This window comes from Xenorhabdus griffiniae (genome assembly GCF_037265215.1).
GTDB lineage: Bacteria > Pseudomonadota > Gammaproteobacteria > Enterobacterales > Enterobacteriaceae > Xenorhabdus > Xenorhabdus griffiniae.
Window position 1 is genome coordinate 3945206 of the sequence record NZ_CP147737.1, and the last position, 17256, is coordinate 3962461.

A 17256-nucleotide genomic window follows, 5' to 3' on the forward strand; every position below is an offset into this window, starting at 1 on the left:
AACAAACTACTGCAGTTAAAGGCCGTGCTTTCCCAAAGGAAGCGCGGCTTATTCTCGTTCATCAACAGGCGAAAAAGGGCTTATGGCTGGACGAATTCCACGCGCATTTATCAATGACTTGTTAGCAAGAACCGATATCATTGATTTGATCGATGTTAGGGTGCCTTTGAAAAAGAAAGGTAAAAACCATCAAGCGTGCTGTCCTTTTCATAACGAAAAAACCCCTTCATTCACTGTAAATGGTGATAAGCAGTTTTACCATTGCTTCGGTTGCGGAGCACATGGCAATGTCATTGATTTTTTAATGAATTATGACAGGCTGGACTTTATCGAATCCATCGAAGAGCTGGCCGCAATGCATGGGCTGGAAGTCCCCTACGAAGCAGGTTCCGGCAGTAGTCAAATCGAACGTCACCAAAGGCAAAATCTTTATCAACTGATGGAGAAGCTCAATAGCTTCTATCAGCATTCACTGAATACTCCCAACGCCCAATCAGCCCGGCAATATTTGGCTCAGCGTGGACTCAGTGAAGAGATCATTCAGCGTTTCGCCATTGGTTTTGCGCCTGCGGGATGGAATAACGCCTTAAAACGGTTTGCCCATAATGCGGAAGAGCGCAAACAGTTAGACGATGCAGGAATGCTGGTCACGAACGATAGTGGCCGCACTTATGATCGTTTCCGTGAGCGGGTGATGTTCCCCATTCGCGATCGTCGTGGTCGCGTAATTGCATTCGGCGGCCGAGTGCTGGGAGATGAACTTCCCAAGTACCTGAACTCGCCGGAAACAGAAATTTTCCATAAAGGCCGCCAGTTATATGGTCTTTATGAGGCACAGCAAAGCCACAATACCCTGACAAAGCTATTGGTGGTTGAAGGTTATATGGATGTTGTTGCGCTAGCCCAATTTGGCATTGACTATGCCGTGGCTTCGCTGGGAACGTCCACAACCGCTGAACACGTGCAGTTACTTTTCAGGACAACCGATAATGTCATCTGTTGTTACGATGGTGACCGTGCAGGTCGTGATGCCGCATGGCGTACATTAGAAACAGCGCTGCCTTATCTGAATGATGGTCGGCAATTACGTTTTATGTTCTTGCCTGATGGTGAAGATCCTGATTCATTGATTCGTAAAGAAGGACGGGAAGCATTCGAGCAGAGCATGGAAAAGGCATTGACGTTATCTGCATTTTTGTTTGAATCACTCTTGCCACAGGTTGATTTAAGTAACCCAGAAGGAACGACTAAACTCAGTTCGCTAGCCATGCCACTGATAAGTCTTATCCCAGGGGAAACACTGCGGCTTTACCTGCTTCAAGAGCTTGGAAACCTGTTAGGGACGCCTGATACAACACAATTGGAACGATTTTTGGCAAAACTTGTCAAAAAAGATACCAATACTTATCAGGCGCTAAAACTGAAACCAACAACAATGCGCATACTGATCGCATTACTGGTACAGAATCCGCATTTAGCGACATTGGTTCCCCCATTACAGGGAATGTTTTCTACTCAGATAGCAGGACTGCCATTATTCATAGAGCTTGTCGATACGTGCCTTGCGCAACCAGGTTTAACCACTGGGCAACTGTTAGAGCAATATCGCGATAATAAGTATGCTAAACAGCTTGAAAAACTCGCTGCATGGAACGATATACAAATAGAAGAGATTGCTGAAAAGACTTTCAGCGATGCACTGAACCATCTTTTTGCGTCAGCACTTGATGAACGTTTTAATTTTCTAATGGCTAAAGAGAGAACTGAAGGCCTAACACCAGAAGAGCGTGAAGAAGTCCGGTTAATTACGATATCTGGTGCGAGGAAATAAGAATCTGTCTCAGCAAGGCTATATTCCTTCAAGACGATATTAACTTGAAGGTTATACTATTTGGCTTACTTATATAGGTTTATTCCTTGATATGGTTTGCTGAAACTATCGTTTGATAAAAATATCACTCGATAAAATATAACTTGGTGAAACAGGTTCTCAACCAAAACCTAAAATCACAGACACAGAATTCACGGCTTAAATGCCGCATTAGGTAGGGCAGGTACCCCTACAATTGCCGCAATTGAGGGCAGCGGCAATACAATGAAAACGCCCCTAAATATTATTGTTGGCATATTTGTTTCGCCGACCGACACCAACCAATACTCTGAAGTGTGGATACCGTCTTATGGAGCAAAACCCGCAGTCACAGCTAAAGCTACTTGTCACCCGAGGTAAGGAGCAAGGCTATTTGACCTATGCTGAGGTCAATGACCATCTGCCGGAAGATATCGTCGATTCTGATCAGATAGAAGATATCATCCAAATGATCAATGACATGGGCATCCAGGTAATGGAAGAAGCACCTGATGCCGATGATCTCATGTTGGCAGAAAACACAAACGACACAGATGAAGACGCAGTGGAAGCAGCTGCGCAAGTGCTATCTAGTGTTGAGTCAGAAATCGGTCGTACCACTGATCCGGTTCGCATGTACATGCGCGAAATGGGTACGGTTGAACTCTTGACTCGCGAAGGTGAGATTGACATTGCAAAGCGCATTGAAGATGGCATCAACCAAGTGCAGTGCTCCGTTGCTGAATACCCTGAAGCGATTACTTACCTGTTAGAACAATACGACCGTGTTGAATCCGGCGAGAGTCGTCTGTCCGATTTGATCACAGGTTTCGTTGATCCTAACGCAGAAGAAGATCTTGCCCCAACCGCCACTCACGTTGGCTCAGAACTTCCGCAGGAAGAACTTGACGACGATGATGACGATGAGGATGAAGATCGTGATGATGATGCTGACAGCGAAGAGGATAACAGCATCGATCCTGAACTCGCTCGCCAGAAATTTTCGGAACTGCGTGAACAACATAATCTGACTCGTCAGGCGATTAAGACACACGGTCGTAGTCATCCTAATTCCGCAGCAGAAATATTAACTTTATCTGAAGTATTTAAACAGTTCCGTCTGGTGCCAAAGCAATTTGATCATCTGGTCAACAATATGCGTTCCATGATGGATCGCGTACGTCTTCAGGAACGTCAGATCATGAAGATGTGTGTTGAACAGTGCAAAATGCCAAAGAAAATCTTCATCACGCTGTTCTCTGGCAATGAAACTACTGATACATGGTTCACTGCTGCAAAAGCAATGAATAAGCCATGGTCTGACAAGTTGCTGGAAGTTGAAGAAGAAATTATGCGTAGCCTGCAAAAGTTACGCCAGATCGAAGAAGAAACCGGCCTGACCATTGAACAGGTCAAAGACATCAACCGTCGCATGTCAATCGGTGAAGCGAAAGCCCGCCGTGCGAAAAAAGAGATGGTTGAGGCTAACCTGCGTCTGGTTATTTCGATTGCGAAGAAATATACCAACCGTGGCCTACAATTCCTCGATTTGATTCAGGAAGGTAATATCGGTTTGATGAAAGCGGTTGATAAATTTGAATACCGTCGTGGTTACAAATTCTCAACTTACGCAACATGGTGGATCCGTCAGGCGATCACACGTTCTATCGCAGACCAGGCACGCACCATCCGTATCCCAGTACATATGATTGAGACCATCAACAAACTCAATCGTATTTCCCGCCAGATGTTGCAGGAAATGGGGCGTGAGCCTTCACCGGAAGAGCTGGCAGAACGTATGATGATGCCTGAAGACAAGATCCGCAAGGTACTGAAAATTGCCAAAGAACCCATCTCCATGGAAACCCCTGTGGGTGATGATGAAGATTCACATTTGGGCGATTTTATCGAGGATACCACTCTCGAACTGCCGCTGGATTCAGCAACTTCAGAAAGCCTGCGCGCAGCAACTCACGATGTGTTGGCAGGTCTGACTGCACGTGAAGCGAAAGTTCTGCGTATGCGCTTTGGTATCGATATGAACACTGACCATACTCTGGAAGAAGTGGGTAAACAATTTGATGTAACCCGCGAACGTATTCGTCAGATCGAAGCAAAAGCACTGCGTAAACTGCGCCATCCGAGCCGTTCCGAGGTACTGCGCAGCTTCCTTGATGACTAACCAACGGATTTAGTGATAAATCTAAAAAGCGTCTGTTTCGGCAGACGCTTTTTTATTAACGGTTGCAATTTTATTCACGGAAGAATGCATGATGTTCAAATAGTGGCTTAAATCCCATACGTGCATACAATGGACATTTTGCAGGAACACCATCCAGATACCATTCTTTTACACCCTGCCGCTTAGACTCTTTTAGAACATAATGCATTAAAGTGGTCGCATATCCTTTGCCTTGCATATCGACTAAAGTCCCAAGATCATCAAGGCGAGCATAATCCTGCACTCGCGATAACGTTATTGCACTCACTGGTTTTTCATCTACATATAATGCGTAGTGCTGGAGTTGTTTTCCAGCTAAAAGTGCTGCTTCATGGCTCATCTGATATTGTGAAGTAATATTTTGCCCTACATTAAACGCATTATCTATTGGCGTCGTCCAATCGGCTAAACAGTGATTGACACACCTGACATCATATTCACTGTATAACCTATCTTCTATCTGCCAATTTTCAAGATCGAGCCGCATCGATATTAATAAACTTTGCGGATCATAAACAAACCCAGCCTGATTGCAGGCCTTCTGAATATGTTCATACCCTCCAGCGGTCACAATACTAAAAGGCTGTTCACACCGTTCTTCCATTAATTGGATACCCGTTTTTAACGCCTCAACGACATTCGGATCGTTTTGGGTAACCAACAAGAAATTAAAGAGCGAACTATTTATCCCCGTCACATATGCCCACACATGTTCACTGACATGTTGATGGATCTGACTGATGGATGAGTAAAAATAATCTTCAAGTCGTAAATGGTTTAAAATGTATACTGAAGTATTATGATTATTCATATCAACTCACAAAATATATTATGGGAAGCAATGAAAATAGGGAACATAGCGAGTAATACCCCACCAGATTACAATAAAGTACACAAAACAATCACAAAACTTATCAAAAAATAGACAGACGTCACCAGAAACAACCTGAAATGACTTATCGAATTCTTAAATAATATGAAAATATACTGATCATTGTATATAAAACACGCATATGAATTTTGGGGACTAGACCTAGCACTAAACTGTACCGTATAATCTCCCCCAATTCGACGGCCCCTTAGCTCAGTGGTTAGAGCAGGCGACTCATAATCGCTTGGTCGCTGGTTCAAGTCCAGCAGGGGCCACCAATCTATTCAGTAACTTACACACCATTTACCCTAGCCATAACTGTCCCTTGGGACGTAGATGGGACTTGAGTGTCAAAAATCGCATCTATATGACGCGCGTGTTCAGTCAAATGATTTGGCGCTAAGTGTGCATATCTACGAACCATTTCGATTGACTCCCAGCCCCCCATTTCCTGTAGAATTGATAATGGAACGCCTGATTGCACCAACCAGCTAGCCCATGTATGTCTCAAGTCGTGGAATCTGAAATTCTCTATTCCTGATCGCTTCAATGCAGAATTCCATGCCTTGTTATCATCAACTCGCATTTTTCGGATGACTGGCGTTCTGGTCCCGTCATTTCGATTAGCGGATTTTTTATGCACGAACACCCATTTTTGGTGATTACCTATCTGGTTACGCAAAACCTGACATGCTGTATCATTCAGGGCTACCCCTATAGCCCTGCCTGACTTACTGTCTTCTGGGTAAATCCATGCAACTTTTCTCTGCATGTCGATCTGTTGCCATTCCAGATTAATAATATTTGAACGCCGTAATCCTGTAGATAGGGCAAATTTAACAACGGATTTTAACGGTTCCGGGCACTCATCAATCAGCCTTTTTGCTTCATGATGTTCTATCCATCGTATTCGTCCGTTTTTAGGTTGATTGGTCTTAATAATTGGCGCTCTATCTATCCACTTCCATTCACGTTCTGCCGCTCTGAGCAGTGACTTGATGAATGCCAAATGCAGAGCTTTTGTTGCTTTAGCTGCTGGCTTGGGTGTATAGACAGGAATATCCTTGCCCTTCTTTTTGTTGGCCTCGCATTTGGCTTGCCAATTTTCCAAATGCTTCCGGTTCTCCATTTTTGCTACTGAAACATATATCTTCTCTGCTGTGATGTTTTTTATGATCACGCCGGAGAAATGGATTAACCAAAAACCAATCATGCCCTTATCTTTGTCTATCGATTTCTTTTCTGACTTTTCTTCCAACCACCTGACACACGCTTCCTCAAATGTGATATCAGGATAATCACCCAGTTTATCAACTCGCCACAAATCAGCTCTTAATTTGTCGTGCAGTTCCTGAGCTTGCCGTTTGTCCTCTGTGCCAAGAGACTGTTTAATTCTCTTGCCGCCCGGGATCGTGATGTCGGCGTACCAAGTCTTGTTTCTGCGGAATATTGACATTTGTTACCTTCCTTAGCGTCAACCGCGCTCACGGTTACAGTGTGGATCGGATTGTTTAATGCGGCAATGCAATTTTGACGAGTGATAAGATAGGGGGATTGTTTTTTAGTTGGGTCTTTTCTGGCTGCCACTAATCGGCCTGTTCTAATCCAATTCCGTAATGTTGGTGGTGAGACCCCAACAAAATTACATGCTTCCGCAAATGTCAGGGGATATCTATCCATCCTTCATCTCCTTCTGAATCATCCGCACATAATACGCCAGCACTGATTTAGCGCTGAACTTCATGTGGTTGAGTGGTTTAAATTTGGGGGTGTATTTATCGAGAATTGCGGCGACTGCGACATCGTCGTATTTGGGTAGGTTGTTTAACTCATTCAGGCATTCCCTCGCCACCTGTCGTCGTCCGTTCTCGAATGATTGGTTATTCATGATGCTCGGTTGACAAATTCGATTTAATTTGCAAAACGGTTGACGCTAAATAGTCAACCGACACTCTTTCCGTTCTCGAATTTGTTAGTCATTGGTGGTGAATTTAACCTCACTAATAAATTCGATATTATTTTGGGGTGACTCATTACCCCATAAATCCCAGCCCTCGACTGTCTCACGGGCAAATAATTCAATGCGTGGTACATCACCGTATAATTGCTCTAATCGGTAGTGAGCTTCTCGCGGCTTTTGCGAGTGTTCACCCAGACACGAATAAATAACCTGTTTCACGCTGGCGCTTTGTCGTGGCAGTCCATTACCACGAACGGCGATCAATACATCCTCGGTGTTGCTGCGGGTGTAGTTGCCGCCGTTCATCCGTGTTTCGGTGTTGAGCAGTTCCATAAAGTCATGAGCATCGAACAGCCTTTCTTCCCGAATAGCCTTATTGATACGTTCCATCGCTAACTTATTCAGCTTTATCCACGTGAACAGCTTCATGGTCTTAACTGTAAATCCCCATGCCTCAGCCAGCTTAATAGCTTCCAATGCAAAGTTCCCCGTGTACCACATGCAGAGTACGGAATTTTCAGCGGCTATTTGTTCTATGGGTAATCGGGTGAGGGAATAAAAATCGGTAGTAGAGTAGTGGTTATTGGCGGCTCCGTTGCTGGCTGCGTTATTATATTGCCACGGGGGATCAGCTACGATGAGGCTGTATTTCATTCTCCATCCCTACTGTTACTTATATTAAATGGCAATCCATCTGCCTCCATAGGGTTAATATTTGCAAAATCACATGGAATAATGAGACCGCCAAACTCTTTAACCATCATTAATGCTTGTTGGGCTTGAATCGCGATAATATTTTTTGGTAACACTAATTGATAAGTTACTCCATCAATTAAGACCAAAGTCGTCATTGCTTGAACTTGTTTCATGGCTATATTCTCGTTATTTGTTTGGGTGGCGGTATAGATTTACTGCAAATATGCTTTTGTTATCACCTATATCATCAATGCTTTTATAAACCTTACCATCAGCTAAATTATATAGCCACAGGCGCCATATTTTCATATTCAGATACTTTCGATTGCAGCTTGACAATTCCATCAACTAATGCACATATAATAGCACCATTTATGTCAGCCAATTTATGCCAGTCCGCATCATCCTGATGGTACGCATTAATAATAATCTCATATTCAGCGAGCTTTTCTACTGCTTCGCAAAGTGTGATTAACTTCTTAGGTGCTCTCATTAAATCAAGATAATCAATCGCTGCTTGGAATTTAAATCTATCAGCATCGCTGTTTGATTTCATAAAACTATCGTATGCTAACAACGCTAATTCACTACGTTTTTTCATTTCCCGCGCCAACTCAAACGCTTCTTTGCATAAATCTGAATTAGTCATTATCATCACCTGTATATTTAATTTTACCCGTCAATATCCCATCAATTAGTGTGCGCATTTCCCAGCACCAATAGAAAGATTCGACATAAACAGATAGTTGTTCGTAGTTATGTTGCTTGCGCTGAATAAATTTTTCGGCAGCTTCACGGGTTAAATGCGTGTTTACGGTTCTGTAGTCATATTTCCAGTGGAAAACATAGGCATCCTCTAATACAAATATTATGCATTCAGCTTTGTCGTGATCATCTAATTCTGACCAATCAGATAAATATTCCTCTTGGGCGTGTTTAAATATTCTTTCTTTCTGTGTATCTTCAAAACTATCTAATGCCGCCTCAATGGAGTAATATTCCCAACAATCGCAATATATGCCTATCTCATCATCGTCGAGGCCAACAACTTTAACTCGTTCTCTCACTGTGAATGATGGGTTCGTTGTAAAATGCTGGTCAACGCCAGCCCCTTTATGTTGATATTTGAGGCGATTAACAAAATCATTCCATGTTTCACGGGATAATTCGCCGCCGTCTGCCAGTGATGTAAAATCAGTCATTATTTAAACTCCCTGCATATATTCGCTGCCCGTTCGCACATATCAGTATCAAACCAGCCGAAGTGGCATTTGCTAGGACTAATGTCTAGCTGTTTTGCTAACCAATGGTACGCCTCCGTGCGCGCCCAATTCCATTTTTCTCTGACGTAATCGAAATGCTGATGGGCTGATAGACGCGCTATCCGTGTCGGTTTATCCGCCAGTGACCCCATCGGGATATCCGTTCCCTGATGCATGCTGACACGCGCACCACATGTCCAGCAGTGGTATAACCACGGCCAGCGGTTGTCATGGATACGTTTAAATACATTCAGATGATGCTCAATCATCACGTGCCTGCCACAATATCGGCAGTGTGTCGGAATGGGGTAGAGGTCGTTAACTCTGAGAACTGCTTTTGGATTTGGGTTCCATGGGGTGTATTGCATGAGGGACTCTCCTTCATGAATGCCACCCAATGTGTATTTGCCCTTTTTCCTGACGGGTGGCCAAACAATGGTGATTGAGATACCAGCGCTAATATTTCACTGGTTTTGATTTGCGTTTCATTCCATTTAAAAATCAGTGTTCCTGCTGGGCGTAATACTCTAAATGCCTCCCTGAATCCCTGTGCTAAATCATCGCGCCAATTATTTTTATCCAATATGCCGTATTTCTTCCGCTGCCAACCGTTTTCACCTGCTCGTTCCAGATGAGGCGGATCGAATACAACTAACTGAAATGAATTACTGGTAAATGGCAGGGCGCGGAAATCACAGATAATATCCGGTTCAATATTCAACTCCCTGCCATCGCATAAAATATGACGCTCTCGCCGGATATCGCAAAAAATAACATTGGGATTATTGCGGTCGAACCAAAACATCCGGCTGCCGCAACACATATCCAATATGGTTGGTGACACAATAATCCTCCCGCCGCATAGCAGCGTAGTGATGAAATGGTTTTGATTATTTAGTTAATATTGGGATTGCCGAGCACAAATACCCGGTGTTGAAAATCGGTGGAATGGTATAATCTGGGTTTCAGCTTTTCCCCTGTTTTTGCCTTTCCGCATACTCTTTAGCCCATTTACGATTACAGATAACGCATTTTCCATTTGCTACAAACCTCTCCGTATGTCCATGCGGACAGGGTTTCCCCTGAAAATATTTACTGGACTCCTTGATCATTAGTTTGTGTCTCCATAATCATGGATTTTATTTTCCCAAACCCCTGTTTTAATACTTCGCTATTCATCCCCTCAATAGCTGTCCAGCTCCGTGTGGCAAAAATGTTTTCCATAACGTCCAATCGCTGTTCTTTAGCTTCTTTGCTGTTCCCATCCAGCCCCAATTTTACGAATAACCCCTTTATTTCCTCGCACATGATTTCTCTTTGGCGCCTTTCGTACTGAAAACCATCATCCGTGATTTCGTTAACAAACAGCATTGAGCTGTCATGCTGCTCCATTGAATCAAAGTGCTTTCCGCCGATGTTGAGAAAATCAAAATGTGGAGCGAATGTCTGGAAAGTAGGGAAGTCGAACTCTTGTCCATTGAGCCTGTCAGTGCGATCCTTCTCTACCAGCGCCCTGTTAATGATTCTGCCGTTTTCTCTGTGCTTAATCATTTCGATGAGTAGCGATGGTTCATATCCCATCTCTTTCTCGGTTGCCATTTTTGTACCGTTAGTGATGAGTTCCATCTTTCCTGTTTCATCATTTTTTTGGTACTCATAAATAGAACCTGCACGACCACAAACTATTGCGTGGATCTTTGAAGAGAGGAATAAGTCGGTAAATTCAGCCCACTTGGCTTTGATAGGCTTCCAGTGATGGAATTCAAGCTGATAAACAGGTTTTGCACGTGGATTATTCTTTTGGCGTTGAGTATTGAGTTGCTTTAGATAACTATCCTGACAATCTTTCCATACGTGAGTAATTGAGTCTGCAATGATAATGGAGCATTCCTGTTCCGCTTCCCGCCAAAATCCCATCAAATCTTTAATTGCTCGGCTCTCGTCATAAACTAAAAATTCAATACCAACAGCCTCAAAAAACGGAATTATGTATGTTGCCGCTGGTTCTGTATCGAACATAGCAACAGGTTTTTTGAGATTATATGTTTTCCATAACCCTACAGCTATTTCCGTTGCTGTTCTGGTTTTCCCTGACCCCGCATCACCGTAAATTCCAATTTTTGCAAACGCCTGCTTCCGCTCGGCTTTCTTCAAATAACTTTTCATGCTTGTCTCCTCTGCACCTGACACAAACATAATTTGCGTAGCAGGTCATTAACCATCTCATCGACCTCATCGCCCGCATCGAACAGTTCACTGAATATCTCATTCATCCGTGGTGAGAAAATAGAGCATGTCCCTTCTGGTAATGAGTTATATAATCTGTGAGCGTCGTTTTCTTGTTGTTCCTCTACAGCTTCCTGATAGGCTGCCTCTTCCATTCTGCGCTCATATTGCTCATCCTGAGCACCGTAGGGGTTGTAATCGAATCTCATGCCGCCTCCCGATGTAATTGCCTGTTCAATTCCATTGATATTTTGCGCCCCATCCCTGATTTGATAATCGCCTCAACCAAACTCACCTCATCACAGTTATTCACGAGATGAGTTATTATTTCGCTAGGGTCTGGATTGGAGCGTTTGGTGAACTCTGAGAATGTCATGTCAATTTGCAGGTCTGCGGGGTCTTTGAATATTACCTGTGTGCGTCCATGCAGCGTCTTGCTGGTCGTTTCCGCATAGGTATAACTGAGCGTGATTGGATACATGATTACCTCTGTTAAATCGGAATAAATACAGTTAATGAGATGAGAAAGAGAGTAATTCGGCGCTTCCATGCGCCGCCGGTTCCTAACTGCTTGCGGTTTTGTGGGTACGACCGCACACCCGTCGAACATGTTGTTACGCATGTAACAGTCCCTCGTTAGTGAAAACGATTTGTGATTTTCGAGTTTGGATTATTTAGAGGTCAGCGCAATCAGCGCTTTGGCGTGCAGTTCGGCGGATTCGAGGTCGAGGTGGATTAGTCCGCGTTGTAGCCAAGTGATATCATCTATGCCTCCATCCCAAAGCATAATTTCTTCAGAATCTGCGTAAATATCTGGAAGGTAATAATGTGTTAGTTCAGGCAACGGCTCCCTCACTGGCTCAGGAACATCATATACCCCAATTTTTATAGTGCGGGGTTTTAGTCGGTACATCAAATGGATATCAAAATTGATGGCGCGATCGCAATCTGTCCAGATGACATTATCAACACAGTTAAATGCACCATATTGAAAATGCTCCCACGGTTTATCCGTTTCCTGAGCTAATTTCGCGTATTCCATAATTAAATCGGCGTGAATGTGTTTAGGCATTGTTTATCTATCCTCCAATGGCATCGCACCGTCTTCTGGGTAATCAGTGCAATAGACACCCAGTTGTTCTATATAAAAACCACCGTCATCCTGAATTGCTAAATTAGTGCCAATAGTAAATTCTTCGCTTAATCTTATTTCTTCTACTTTCTCGTAGGGGATTCCTACGAAATCACAAATGCGCTGAAATTGTTTAATTGTTAGTGTGATTTTACTCATTATCATTTTCCTATATTCAGGTAATAAAAAGCCCCGCATTGGCGAGGCTGGTGATTATTATTTAAAATTTTATGCCATACATAATAATGTTATCGTAGGGACTAATAATGCTAACGCTATTAGCACGCATATAAATTTAACTATTTTGTTCTTAGATGTGCATCCTATATACATAGATAACACTCCAACTGGAAGCGTTAACCACCAACACATCAAAAACATAAATTTGAACCATTCAAGGCTATACATTTCTGCTACTAACACACATATTCCCTCATGAATTCATTGTCGAATCCATGAATATATCAGAGTCACTCACCACAGCCCACTCGGAAATGAGCTGGAGTTAGTTAATTTCCACCGACGGTTAAATCGAATTCTCTTTTAGTAATGGCTGGCTGCAACCCATTTGCAATGGGTATTTCATTTTCCGGTTCTGGTGACTTTATAAAACGCCAGCCTTTGAATAATCTCCCTGTGTAAATATTATCCATGTAACCTGGAAAGCAGCCTATTTTATCCCGCAAAAATTCCAGTGCTGCCATTCTTTCTGAGATATCCGATTTCATCCGATTAAATTCATAATCAGTCATTACACCCTCACTATTAGTTATTATTGCGCCTGAATATTTAACCACCTCAGGCGGCAGTGGTTCCTCGCTTTCCACAGTCAAGGAAAAATGATAAGTTGGCTATTCCACAGTCAAAAAGGAATAAGAAAAATGGCAAATTTCACTGTTCGCGTTGAGTTGCACAATGCAAACTCCAAGGATTATGATAGGCTGCATGAGAAAATGGAAAATGCAGGGTTTGAACGCGCGATCACCACTGAAAGCGGCAGGGTTTTTCAACTGCCAGATGCGGAGTACTCAATTTCTAGCACAAAATCCACACAGGAAGTTTGTGATTTAGCGCGAGATACAGCAAAGAAAATAAAATCTAATCCATCTATTCTTGTCACTAAATCAAACGGAACCAGAAGATGGTCTGGTTTGGATGAAGACTAATCTTCAGCTTCAGGTTCATCATCACCATCTCCTCGTTTTGGGTTTTCTGTTTCAAGAGCGATAAAACTATCTCTAATATTCCGGGCGATGTATTTCGCCCTATCATTATCGATATAGCAGCGAGACTCCATTTCTATATTAATTACATTTACCAGAGCTTCCCGCGCTGCTTGTTGTGATTCAAGTGTCAATTCTTCAAATTTCATGTCTATCTCCTGTTGTTTAACATTTCGCTGTTACTGTTGTTGATTTGATGTGCCTGCTTTTAACCACATCAGGCGAGGTGGTTCTGCTACTCCCCAGCAACAAAATCGTTTATAATTCAATCTCCCCAGCAAACAAAAAGGACAAATAATGACCACGCCATCAGAGAGGCAAGATATGATTATCCGCGCAATGAATGACAGAGAGTATTTAATGAGTCCGATAAGCACTGAAAAATTTCAGTATCTTACTGATGAGCTTGGTGAGGAAAAATTAGCGAAAGATCTGAGTTACCTTCAATCTATTGGATTAGTTCAATTAGGTGCGGTTGAGATTGGCACTACCGATGATGAGCCTTATTCATTTAATCTTAACAAGATGGCATTAACTGCTGCGGGTGTTGACTATGCCAATATGGACACCATCGGAAATAAAATCAACACGGTAACTATCAAGATTCACCAAAATACCCTTGAGCAGATTGAAACCATTATTATGTCTGCTAATTTGCCTGAGTCAGAAAAGAAAACCCTTTTGCAATTGGTGAAAGAAAAGGGTGCTGAATCTGTTGTTGGCAAGTGTGTTGATACACTATTTGCTAATGCTAGCGCTGCAACACAAGTTCTTTCTGAGTTGGCGAAGAGTGTATTCTAAACCCTCGCACTAACCCCGCCGCTTTCTAGTCTACGGCGGGGATATTTTTAAATATGCCTGCATATTTAACCACCTCAGACGGCAGTGGTTCTTCGTATTCCCCAACACAAAGAAATCGGCTATTATTCAATCTCCCTAACACTAAGAAGGATTGAATTAATGGATATAGGTTTATTTATTTCTTCTGTCAAAAATGCCCTTGGTACTCTTTCGACTATTCAAACGAACGAGGTACTCAGAGAGAGAATCACTTTCATCTACGAGCAAATTGAAGTAATTCAAAAAGCCAATGAAGCGACCGAGAAAGAACTTGCCGAGCTTAAAATAAAGAACTGCGAACTTGAGAAGGAAGTAGCGAGTTATCGGGAAAAGGATCAATTTATCCAGCACATGGGAGCGACCTTTAGAAAAGATTCCTCTGGCGGCTACATTAGGGCTGTGTATTGTCCCAATTGTCTTAAAGCGGTCGGTAGTGGATTCCCTAATTTTCCTTACCATTGTGGCTCCTGTGGTTGGTCATCTGAATTTGAGGGTGGAGATCTTGAATCAATAATGAAAACCCTCCCATAACTTACTCCTCATAGCCCACTCATCGAATGGGATATAATTAGCATTTGAGTCAGCCGCATAAGTGTTAAACCCTCGCAGTCACCCCGCCGCTTTCCAATCGACGGCGGGACTTGGTTTTGGTTGAAACTGGTTTTTTAGATGGAGCGCCGTTAACTGTTTTAATGAAGCTGGTTAATACGTTAACAGTGTCGCGTTCCTGTTGGGTCATACGTTGTTTGGGCTGGCGGTTGTTCCAGAAATTTTCACGCTGTTTTCTCTCCAACTCACCGAAAAAATTATCGAAAATTGATTCAAGATTGTCTTTCATGAAACGTCTCCGTTAATTGGCTTTGACGCTATGGCGATTATCACCACACCTCAAAGCCAACTGCACTTTGAACTAATACACGACTGAGCTTCTTAACGAGTACGCCTTTACGGGCTGGTTGTTTCGCCCGATTGCCTGAATGATTACCCAATACTCTGAGTAATTACCCGGCGCTATTTCAGTTTGCTAGGGCTCGTCAATTGCCTGTCGTTGAGTTCGGATTGTTAAAGAGCATGTTACTTTTGTCTTTGGCTGTGTGCCGTTGATGGATATATATTGAACCAAAAGTACGAATTAAACAAGTACTAAAAGTACAATAAATTTCAAATAACTTGTACTTTTGGTATAACTTATTGTTATAAAAGAGAATAAATTTTTGTTCGAATTGAACATTGTGATTGCGATCATGAATTGACCAATATCAAACCCAATTCGTTTGGTCGGTGCTTTTTTGTATAAAAAACATGCGAGGTTATTGATATGAATGATAAAGAGGTTGTTTATAGTGATGTTTGCTGCGCTATAGGACGAGCGGTAGTGCTATTAAAAGACCAAGTCGTCACGGAACGTAGCATCTGGTTAATGTTGAAATCATTATCTGACCAATTGGATAGTGACGATCAGTATGTGAAACAGATATACAGCACGGCTATAAAATGGATGGAAGAGAGGATGTGAAAAAAGCCCTCGCGAGAGGGCTGATTATTGTTTGATATTGAGTATTTCATAGATCTTATAAATTGCAAAAAACAAACTAGGCAGACCTAAAATCCATAGAATTATGCTTAAGCGCATGTCTTTTAGCTTTCCATCAAACTCTGTTTTTTGGTTCTCGATGGATGCTTTTAGTTCAGCCCCTTGTAAGGAAATCATAGATTCAAGTTTACTCGACTGCAAGGCCATTCCCGCTTCAAGTTTACTCGACTGCAAAGCTATAGCTGACTCTAACTTAGAGGTCTGTAAGTCAATCTTACTATCCAACTTAAGCATCGTTTCATTTAAACGAGATAAGGTAGACTCCATAGAGTCAACTCGTTTTTCTAACTTTTCTATACGAGCATCCATACCTACCTCTTTGCTATTAAAGTTGTCGCCGTTTTTGATAATATCACTTTTACCCTGATCAGCAAGTTCGAAGCTAGAAGGGTGGTTAAATACCATTGGCTTTGAATCCACAATGTTATACACATTGGATGATTGACTGATACTCACTATAATGATGCCCTAATTGTTATCTTTATGATCTTTATCTTTCATCCAAGAACTTATGAATGTTGTCCAAAATAATTGAATATTCCCGCAGAATAGACAAACCCTTCCGACACATTGGTGAGCTAATATTTTAGACATGTCTTTGGATGTTACATTTAATATTAATGATTGCCCTTTATCAAGGTCGATAGTCCCAGACATACTCGGTTTGCCACATGCAGGACAGATGTTGCTTACCTCCTTTTCTTTCAAATAATCAAAAAAATCTTTAACTGATATGGAATTATCCACATCCACGCAAGGAGTAAACTCGCCAATTTCACTCTTTTTGTGGTCTTTTTTATTGCTCATTGCTATCCCTCATTAGGCCGCGAAGTGCGGCCTATATTAAAAAATATGATCAGCATAACATTTCACAACGTTATGATTTACAGACGAAAATTCTTCTGTTAACTTGCTTTACTGCCATGTTTTGCCAACATTTCGGCGAAAATTGCATCAAAATGAGCAACTTTTATCTTCATTTCTTTTAAAAAGCGTTTTGCTTCTTCTGATGGCAGCCTATCAAATAGCTCCAATAATTCTTCTTGTTCCTGTGTTAATTGCCTAACTGGTGGCTTAATTTCTTGTATTTTTTCTGGACGAGCGTCATCACTGGTATTATCTATACCATGCTGCAACCAGACGATATCTACATTAAGGTAATCAGCAAGAGCGTTCATCTTCTCTTGTCTAGGTAATGATTCGGAATTAAACCATTTGCTCACCGCCTTAGATGACACCCCTAAAGCTCTGACTATCGCCGCCCCTCGACCATGTTCATTTAGACCAGCCCGTTCACAGGCTTGCGCCAGCCGTTGGGAAAATTGTTCGCGCGTTTTTTCTGTCTGTACCATAAGTACAATAATAATCCACTTGAAAAAACT

At 42.3% G+C, this 17256-nt stretch carries 24 protein-coding genes, 1 tRNA gene and 2 pseudogenes; 7 read left to right on the forward strand and 20 right to left on the reverse strand.

The window, feature by feature from the left end; genetic code table 11:
* Positions 1 to 82: 82 nt before the first annotated feature.
* Positions 83 to 1831: a DNA primase gene (gene dnaG, locus WDV75_RS17655; protein ID WP_273558674.1), complete on the forward strand. Its 1749-nt coding sequence runs from the start codon at positions 83 to 85 to the stop codon at positions 1829 to 1831.
* A 349-nt stretch (positions 1832 to 2180) separates the two neighbouring features.
* Positions 2181 to 4031, forward strand: coding sequence for an RNA polymerase sigma factor RpoD (gene rpoD, locus WDV75_RS17660; RefSeq protein ID WP_273558676.1), 1851 nt, complete (start codon positions 2181 to 2183; stop codon positions 4029 to 4031).
* A 70-nt stretch (positions 4032 to 4101) separates the two neighbouring features.
* Here rpoD and WDV75_RS17665 read toward each other — a convergent pair whose 3' ends face one another.
* On the reverse strand, positions 4102 to 4881 hold the full coding sequence (locus WDV75_RS17665) for a GNAT family N-acetyltransferase (protein WP_273558678.1): 780 nt from the start codon (positions 4879 to 4881) through the stop codon (positions 4102 to 4104).
* A gap of 262 nt (positions 4882 to 5143) precedes the next feature.
* On the opposite strand from WDV75_RS17665, the gene WDV75_RS17670 reads away from it, so the two are divergent.
* Positions 5144 to 5219: transfer RNA gene (locus WDV75_RS17670), tRNA-Ile, on the forward strand.
* Between the two features lie 14 nt (positions 5220 to 5233).
* Here the strand turns inward: WDV75_RS17670 and WDV75_RS17675 are convergent.
* The 14 genes and pseudogenes from WDV75_RS17675 to WDV75_RS17740 all read right to left on the reverse strand — a co-directional run bounded on the left by WDV75_RS17675 (position 5234) and on the right by WDV75_RS17740 (position 12969).
* Positions 5234 to 6391 carry a site-specific integrase gene (locus WDV75_RS17675; RefSeq protein WP_273558693.1) on the reverse strand — a complete coding sequence of 386 codons (1158 nt, stop codon included), beginning with the start codon at positions 6389 to 6391 and terminating at the stop codon, positions 5234 to 5236.
* Positions 6274 to 6621, reverse strand: a complete 348-nt coding sequence (locus WDV75_RS17680) for a helix-turn-helix domain-containing protein (RefSeq protein WP_273558679.1) — start codon at positions 6619 to 6621, stop codon at positions 6274 to 6276. Before WDV75_RS17680 ends, WDV75_RS17675 begins: the two co-directional genes overlap by 118 nt.
* Before the next feature lie 292 nt (positions 6622 to 6913).
* On the reverse strand, positions 6914 to 7555 hold the full coding sequence (locus WDV75_RS17685) for an MT-A70 family methyltransferase (RefSeq protein ID WP_338860026.1): 642 nt from the start codon (positions 7553 to 7555) through the stop codon (positions 6914 to 6916).
* Entirely contained in the window at positions 7552 to 7770 is a 219-nt protein-coding gene (locus WDV75_RS17690) for a hypothetical protein (protein ID WP_273572400.1), read from the reverse strand. Before WDV75_RS17690 ends, WDV75_RS17685 begins: the two co-directional genes overlap by 4 nt.
* Positions 7771 to 7877: 107 nt before the next feature.
* Positions 7878 to 8246: a hypothetical protein gene (locus tag WDV75_RS17695; RefSeq protein WP_273572399.1), complete on the reverse strand. Its 369-nt coding sequence runs from the start codon at positions 8244 to 8246 to the stop codon at positions 7878 to 7880.
* Positions 8239 to 8799, reverse strand: a complete 561-nt coding sequence (locus WDV75_RS17700; RefSeq protein WP_338860235.1) for a hypothetical protein — start codon at positions 8797 to 8799, stop codon at positions 8239 to 8241. Before WDV75_RS17700 ends, WDV75_RS17695 begins: the two co-directional genes overlap by 8 nt.
* Positions 8799 to 9128, reverse strand: coding sequence for a zinc-finger-containing protein (locus WDV75_RS17705; RefSeq protein ID WP_338860054.1), 330 nt, complete (start codon positions 9126 to 9128; stop codon positions 8799 to 8801). Before WDV75_RS17705 ends, WDV75_RS17700 begins: the two co-directional genes overlap by 1 nt.
* 98 nt (positions 9129 to 9226) lie before the next feature.
* Positions 9227 to 9682: pseudogene (locus tag WDV75_RS17710) on the reverse strand (SAM-dependent methyltransferase); the annotation flags it as partial.
* Positions 9683 to 9951: 269 nt separating this feature from the next.
* On the reverse strand, positions 9952 to 11025 hold the full coding sequence (locus WDV75_RS17715; RefSeq protein ID WP_338860056.1) for an AAA family ATPase: 1074 nt from the start codon (positions 11023 to 11025) through the stop codon (positions 9952 to 9954).
* A complete protein-coding gene (locus tag WDV75_RS17720; RefSeq protein ID WP_273572356.1) occupies positions 11022 to 11294 on the reverse strand; it encodes a hypothetical protein in 273 nt (90 codons plus the stop codon). The genes WDV75_RS17715 and WDV75_RS17720 overlap by 4 nt, the downstream gene beginning before the upstream one ends.
* Positions 11291 to 11707, reverse strand: coding sequence for a hypothetical protein (locus WDV75_RS17725; protein WP_273572355.1), 417 nt, complete (start codon positions 11705 to 11707; stop codon positions 11291 to 11293). The genes WDV75_RS17720 and WDV75_RS17725 overlap by 4 nt, the downstream gene beginning before the upstream one ends.
* A gap of 48 nt (positions 11708 to 11755) precedes the next feature.
* The gene (locus tag WDV75_RS17730) at positions 11756 to 12157 is read right to left on the reverse strand and encodes a hypothetical protein (protein WP_273572354.1); all 402 of its coding nucleotides are present in this window, start codon (positions 12155 to 12157) and stop codon (positions 11756 to 11758) included.
* 3 nt (positions 12158 to 12160) lie between these two features.
* The gene (locus WDV75_RS17735) at positions 12161 to 12376 is read right to left on the reverse strand and encodes a hypothetical protein (RefSeq protein ID WP_273572353.1); all 216 of its coding nucleotides are present in this window, start codon (positions 12374 to 12376) and stop codon (positions 12161 to 12163) included.
* 350 nt (positions 12377 to 12726) lie between these two features.
* Entirely contained in the window at positions 12727 to 12969 is a 243-nt protein-coding gene (locus WDV75_RS17740; RefSeq protein ID WP_338860022.1) for a hypothetical protein, read from the reverse strand.
* Between the two features lie 129 nt (positions 12970 to 13098).
* Between WDV75_RS17740 and ghoS the strand changes: the two genes are divergently transcribed.
* Entirely contained in the window at positions 13099 to 13383 is a 285-nt protein-coding gene (gene ghoS, locus WDV75_RS17745) for a type V toxin-antitoxin system endoribonuclease antitoxin GhoS (RefSeq protein WP_337927194.1), read from the forward strand.
* On the opposite strand, the gene WDV75_RS17750 is transcribed toward ghoS, so the two are convergent.
* Complete coding sequence (locus WDV75_RS17750; RefSeq protein WP_273572387.1) at positions 13380 to 13589, reverse strand: hypothetical protein; 210 nt, start codon at positions 13587 to 13589, stop codon at positions 13380 to 13382. The genes ghoS and WDV75_RS17750 overlap by 4 nt on opposite strands.
* A 148-nt stretch (positions 13590 to 13737) precedes the next feature.
* Between WDV75_RS17750 and WDV75_RS17755 the strand changes: the two genes are divergently transcribed.
* Both WDV75_RS17755 and WDV75_RS17760 read left to right on the forward strand, forming a co-directional pair.
* Positions 13738 to 14241, forward strand: a complete 504-nt coding sequence (locus WDV75_RS17755) for a hypothetical protein (protein ID WP_273572386.1) — start codon at positions 13738 to 13740, stop codon at positions 14239 to 14241.
* A gap of 159 nt (positions 14242 to 14400) precedes the next feature.
* Positions 14401 to 14811, forward strand: a complete 411-nt coding sequence (locus tag WDV75_RS17760) for a hypothetical protein (RefSeq protein ID WP_338860021.1) — start codon at positions 14401 to 14403, stop codon at positions 14809 to 14811.
* Between the two features lie 64 nt (positions 14812 to 14875).
* Here the strand turns inward: WDV75_RS17760 and WDV75_RS17765 are convergent, their stop codons facing one another.
* Positions 14876 to 15118, reverse strand: coding sequence for a hypothetical protein (locus tag WDV75_RS17765; protein ID WP_338860237.1), 243 nt, complete (start codon positions 15116 to 15118; stop codon positions 14876 to 14878).
* A gap of 537 nt (positions 15119 to 15655) precedes the next feature.
* Here WDV75_RS17765 and WDV75_RS17770 point away from each other — a divergent pair.
* Positions 15656 to 15796, forward strand: a complete 141-nt coding sequence (locus WDV75_RS17770) for a hypothetical protein (RefSeq protein ID WP_338860239.1) — start codon at positions 15656 to 15658, stop codon at positions 15794 to 15796.
* Between the two features lie 24 nt (positions 15797 to 15820).
* Here the strand turns inward: WDV75_RS17770 and WDV75_RS17775 are convergent, their stop codons facing one another.
* The 3 genes and pseudogenes from WDV75_RS17775 to WDV75_RS17785 form a co-directional block, all read right to left on the reverse strand.
* The gene (locus tag WDV75_RS17775) at positions 15821 to 16330 is read right to left on the reverse strand and encodes a hypothetical protein (RefSeq protein WP_273572182.1); all 510 of its coding nucleotides are present in this window, start codon (positions 16328 to 16330) and stop codon (positions 15821 to 15823) included.
* Between the two features lie 12 nt (positions 16331 to 16342).
* Positions 16343 to 16681 (reverse strand): hypothetical protein, encoded by a 339-nt coding sequence (locus tag WDV75_RS17780; RefSeq protein WP_273572184.1) that lies wholly within the window; start codon positions 16679 to 16681, stop codon positions 16343 to 16345.
* A gap of 317 nt (positions 16682 to 16998) precedes the next feature.
* Positions 16999 to 17226, reverse strand: a pseudogene (locus tag WDV75_RS17785) (helix-turn-helix domain-containing protein); the annotation flags it as partial.
* Between the last annotated feature and the right edge of the window lie 30 nt (positions 17227 to 17256).

What these genes read in the sequence shown, in the direction of transcription:
- dnaG (WP_273558674.1), top strand. Translation starts at nt 83, where the DNA reads ATGGCTGGACGAATTCCACGCGCATTTATCAATGACTTGTTAGCAAGA.
- rpoD (WP_273558676.1), top strand. Translation starts at nt 2,181, where the DNA reads ATGGAGCAAAACCCGCAGTCACAGCTAAAGCTACTTGTCACCCGAGGT.
- WDV75_RS17665 (WP_273558678.1), bottom strand. Translation starts at nt 4,881, where the DNA reads ATGAATAATCATAATACTTCAGTATACATTTTAAACCATTTACGACTT.
- WDV75_RS17680 (WP_273558679.1), bottom strand. Translation starts at nt 6,621, where the DNA reads ATGGATAGATATCCCCTGACATTTGCGGAAGCATGTAATTTTGTTGGG.
- WDV75_RS17685 (WP_338860026.1), bottom strand. Translation starts at nt 7,555, where the DNA reads ATGAAATACAGCCTCATCGTAGCTGATCCCCCGTGGCAATATAATAAC.
- WDV75_RS17690 (WP_273572400.1), bottom strand. Translation starts at nt 7,770, where the DNA reads ATGAAACAAGTTCAAGCAATGACGACTTTGGTCTTAATTGATGGAGTA.
- WDV75_RS17695 (WP_273572399.1), bottom strand. Translation starts at nt 8,246, where the DNA reads ATGACTAATTCAGATTTATGCAAAGAAGCGTTTGAGTTGGCGCGGGAA.
- WDV75_RS17700 (WP_338860235.1), bottom strand. Translation starts at nt 8,799, where the DNA reads ATGACTGATTTTACATCACTGGCAGACGGCGGCGAATTATCCCGTGAA.
- WDV75_RS17705 (WP_338860054.1), bottom strand. Translation starts at nt 9,128, where the DNA reads ATGATTGAGCATCATCTGAATGTATTTAAACGTATCCATGACAACCGC.
- WDV75_RS17715 (WP_338860056.1), bottom strand. Translation starts at nt 11,025, where the DNA reads ATGAAAAGTTATTTGAAGAAAGCCGAGCGGAAGCAGGCGTTTGCAAAA.
- WDV75_RS17720 (WP_273572356.1), bottom strand. Translation starts at nt 11,294, where the DNA reads ATGAGATTCGATTACAACCCCTACGGTGCTCAGGATGAGCAATATGAG.
- WDV75_RS17725 (WP_273572355.1), bottom strand. Translation starts at nt 11,707, where the DNA reads ATGCGTAACAACATGTTCGACGGGTGTGCGGTCGTACCCACAAAACCG.
- WDV75_RS17730 (WP_273572354.1), bottom strand. Translation starts at nt 12,157, where the DNA reads ATGCCTAAACACATTCACGCCGATTTAATTATGGAATACGCGAAATTA.
- WDV75_RS17735 (WP_273572353.1), bottom strand. Translation starts at nt 12,376, where the DNA reads ATGAGTAAAATCACACTAACAATTAAACAATTTCAGCGCATTTGTGAT.
- WDV75_RS17740 (WP_338860022.1), bottom strand. Translation starts at nt 12,969, where the DNA reads ATGACTGATTATGAATTTAATCGGATGAAATCGGATATCTCAGAAAGA.
- ghoS (WP_337927194.1), top strand. Translation starts at nt 13,099, where the DNA reads ATGGCAAATTTCACTGTTCGCGTTGAGTTGCACAATGCAAACTCCAAG.
- WDV75_RS17750 (WP_273572387.1), bottom strand. Translation starts at nt 13,589, where the DNA reads ATGAAATTTGAAGAATTGACACTTGAATCACAACAAGCAGCGCGGGAA.
- WDV75_RS17755 (WP_273572386.1), top strand. Translation starts at nt 13,738, where the DNA reads ATGACCACGCCATCAGAGAGGCAAGATATGATTATCCGCGCAATGAAT.
- WDV75_RS17760 (WP_338860021.1), top strand. Translation starts at nt 14,401, where the DNA reads ATGGATATAGGTTTATTTATTTCTTCTGTCAAAAATGCCCTTGGTACT.
- WDV75_RS17765 (WP_338860237.1), bottom strand. Translation starts at nt 15,118, where the DNA reads ATGAAAGACAATCTTGAATCAATTTTCGATAATTTTTTCGGTGAGTTG.
- WDV75_RS17780 (WP_273572184.1), bottom strand. Translation starts at nt 16,681, where the DNA reads ATGAGCAATAAAAAAGACCACAAAAAGAGTGAAATTGGCGAGTTTACT.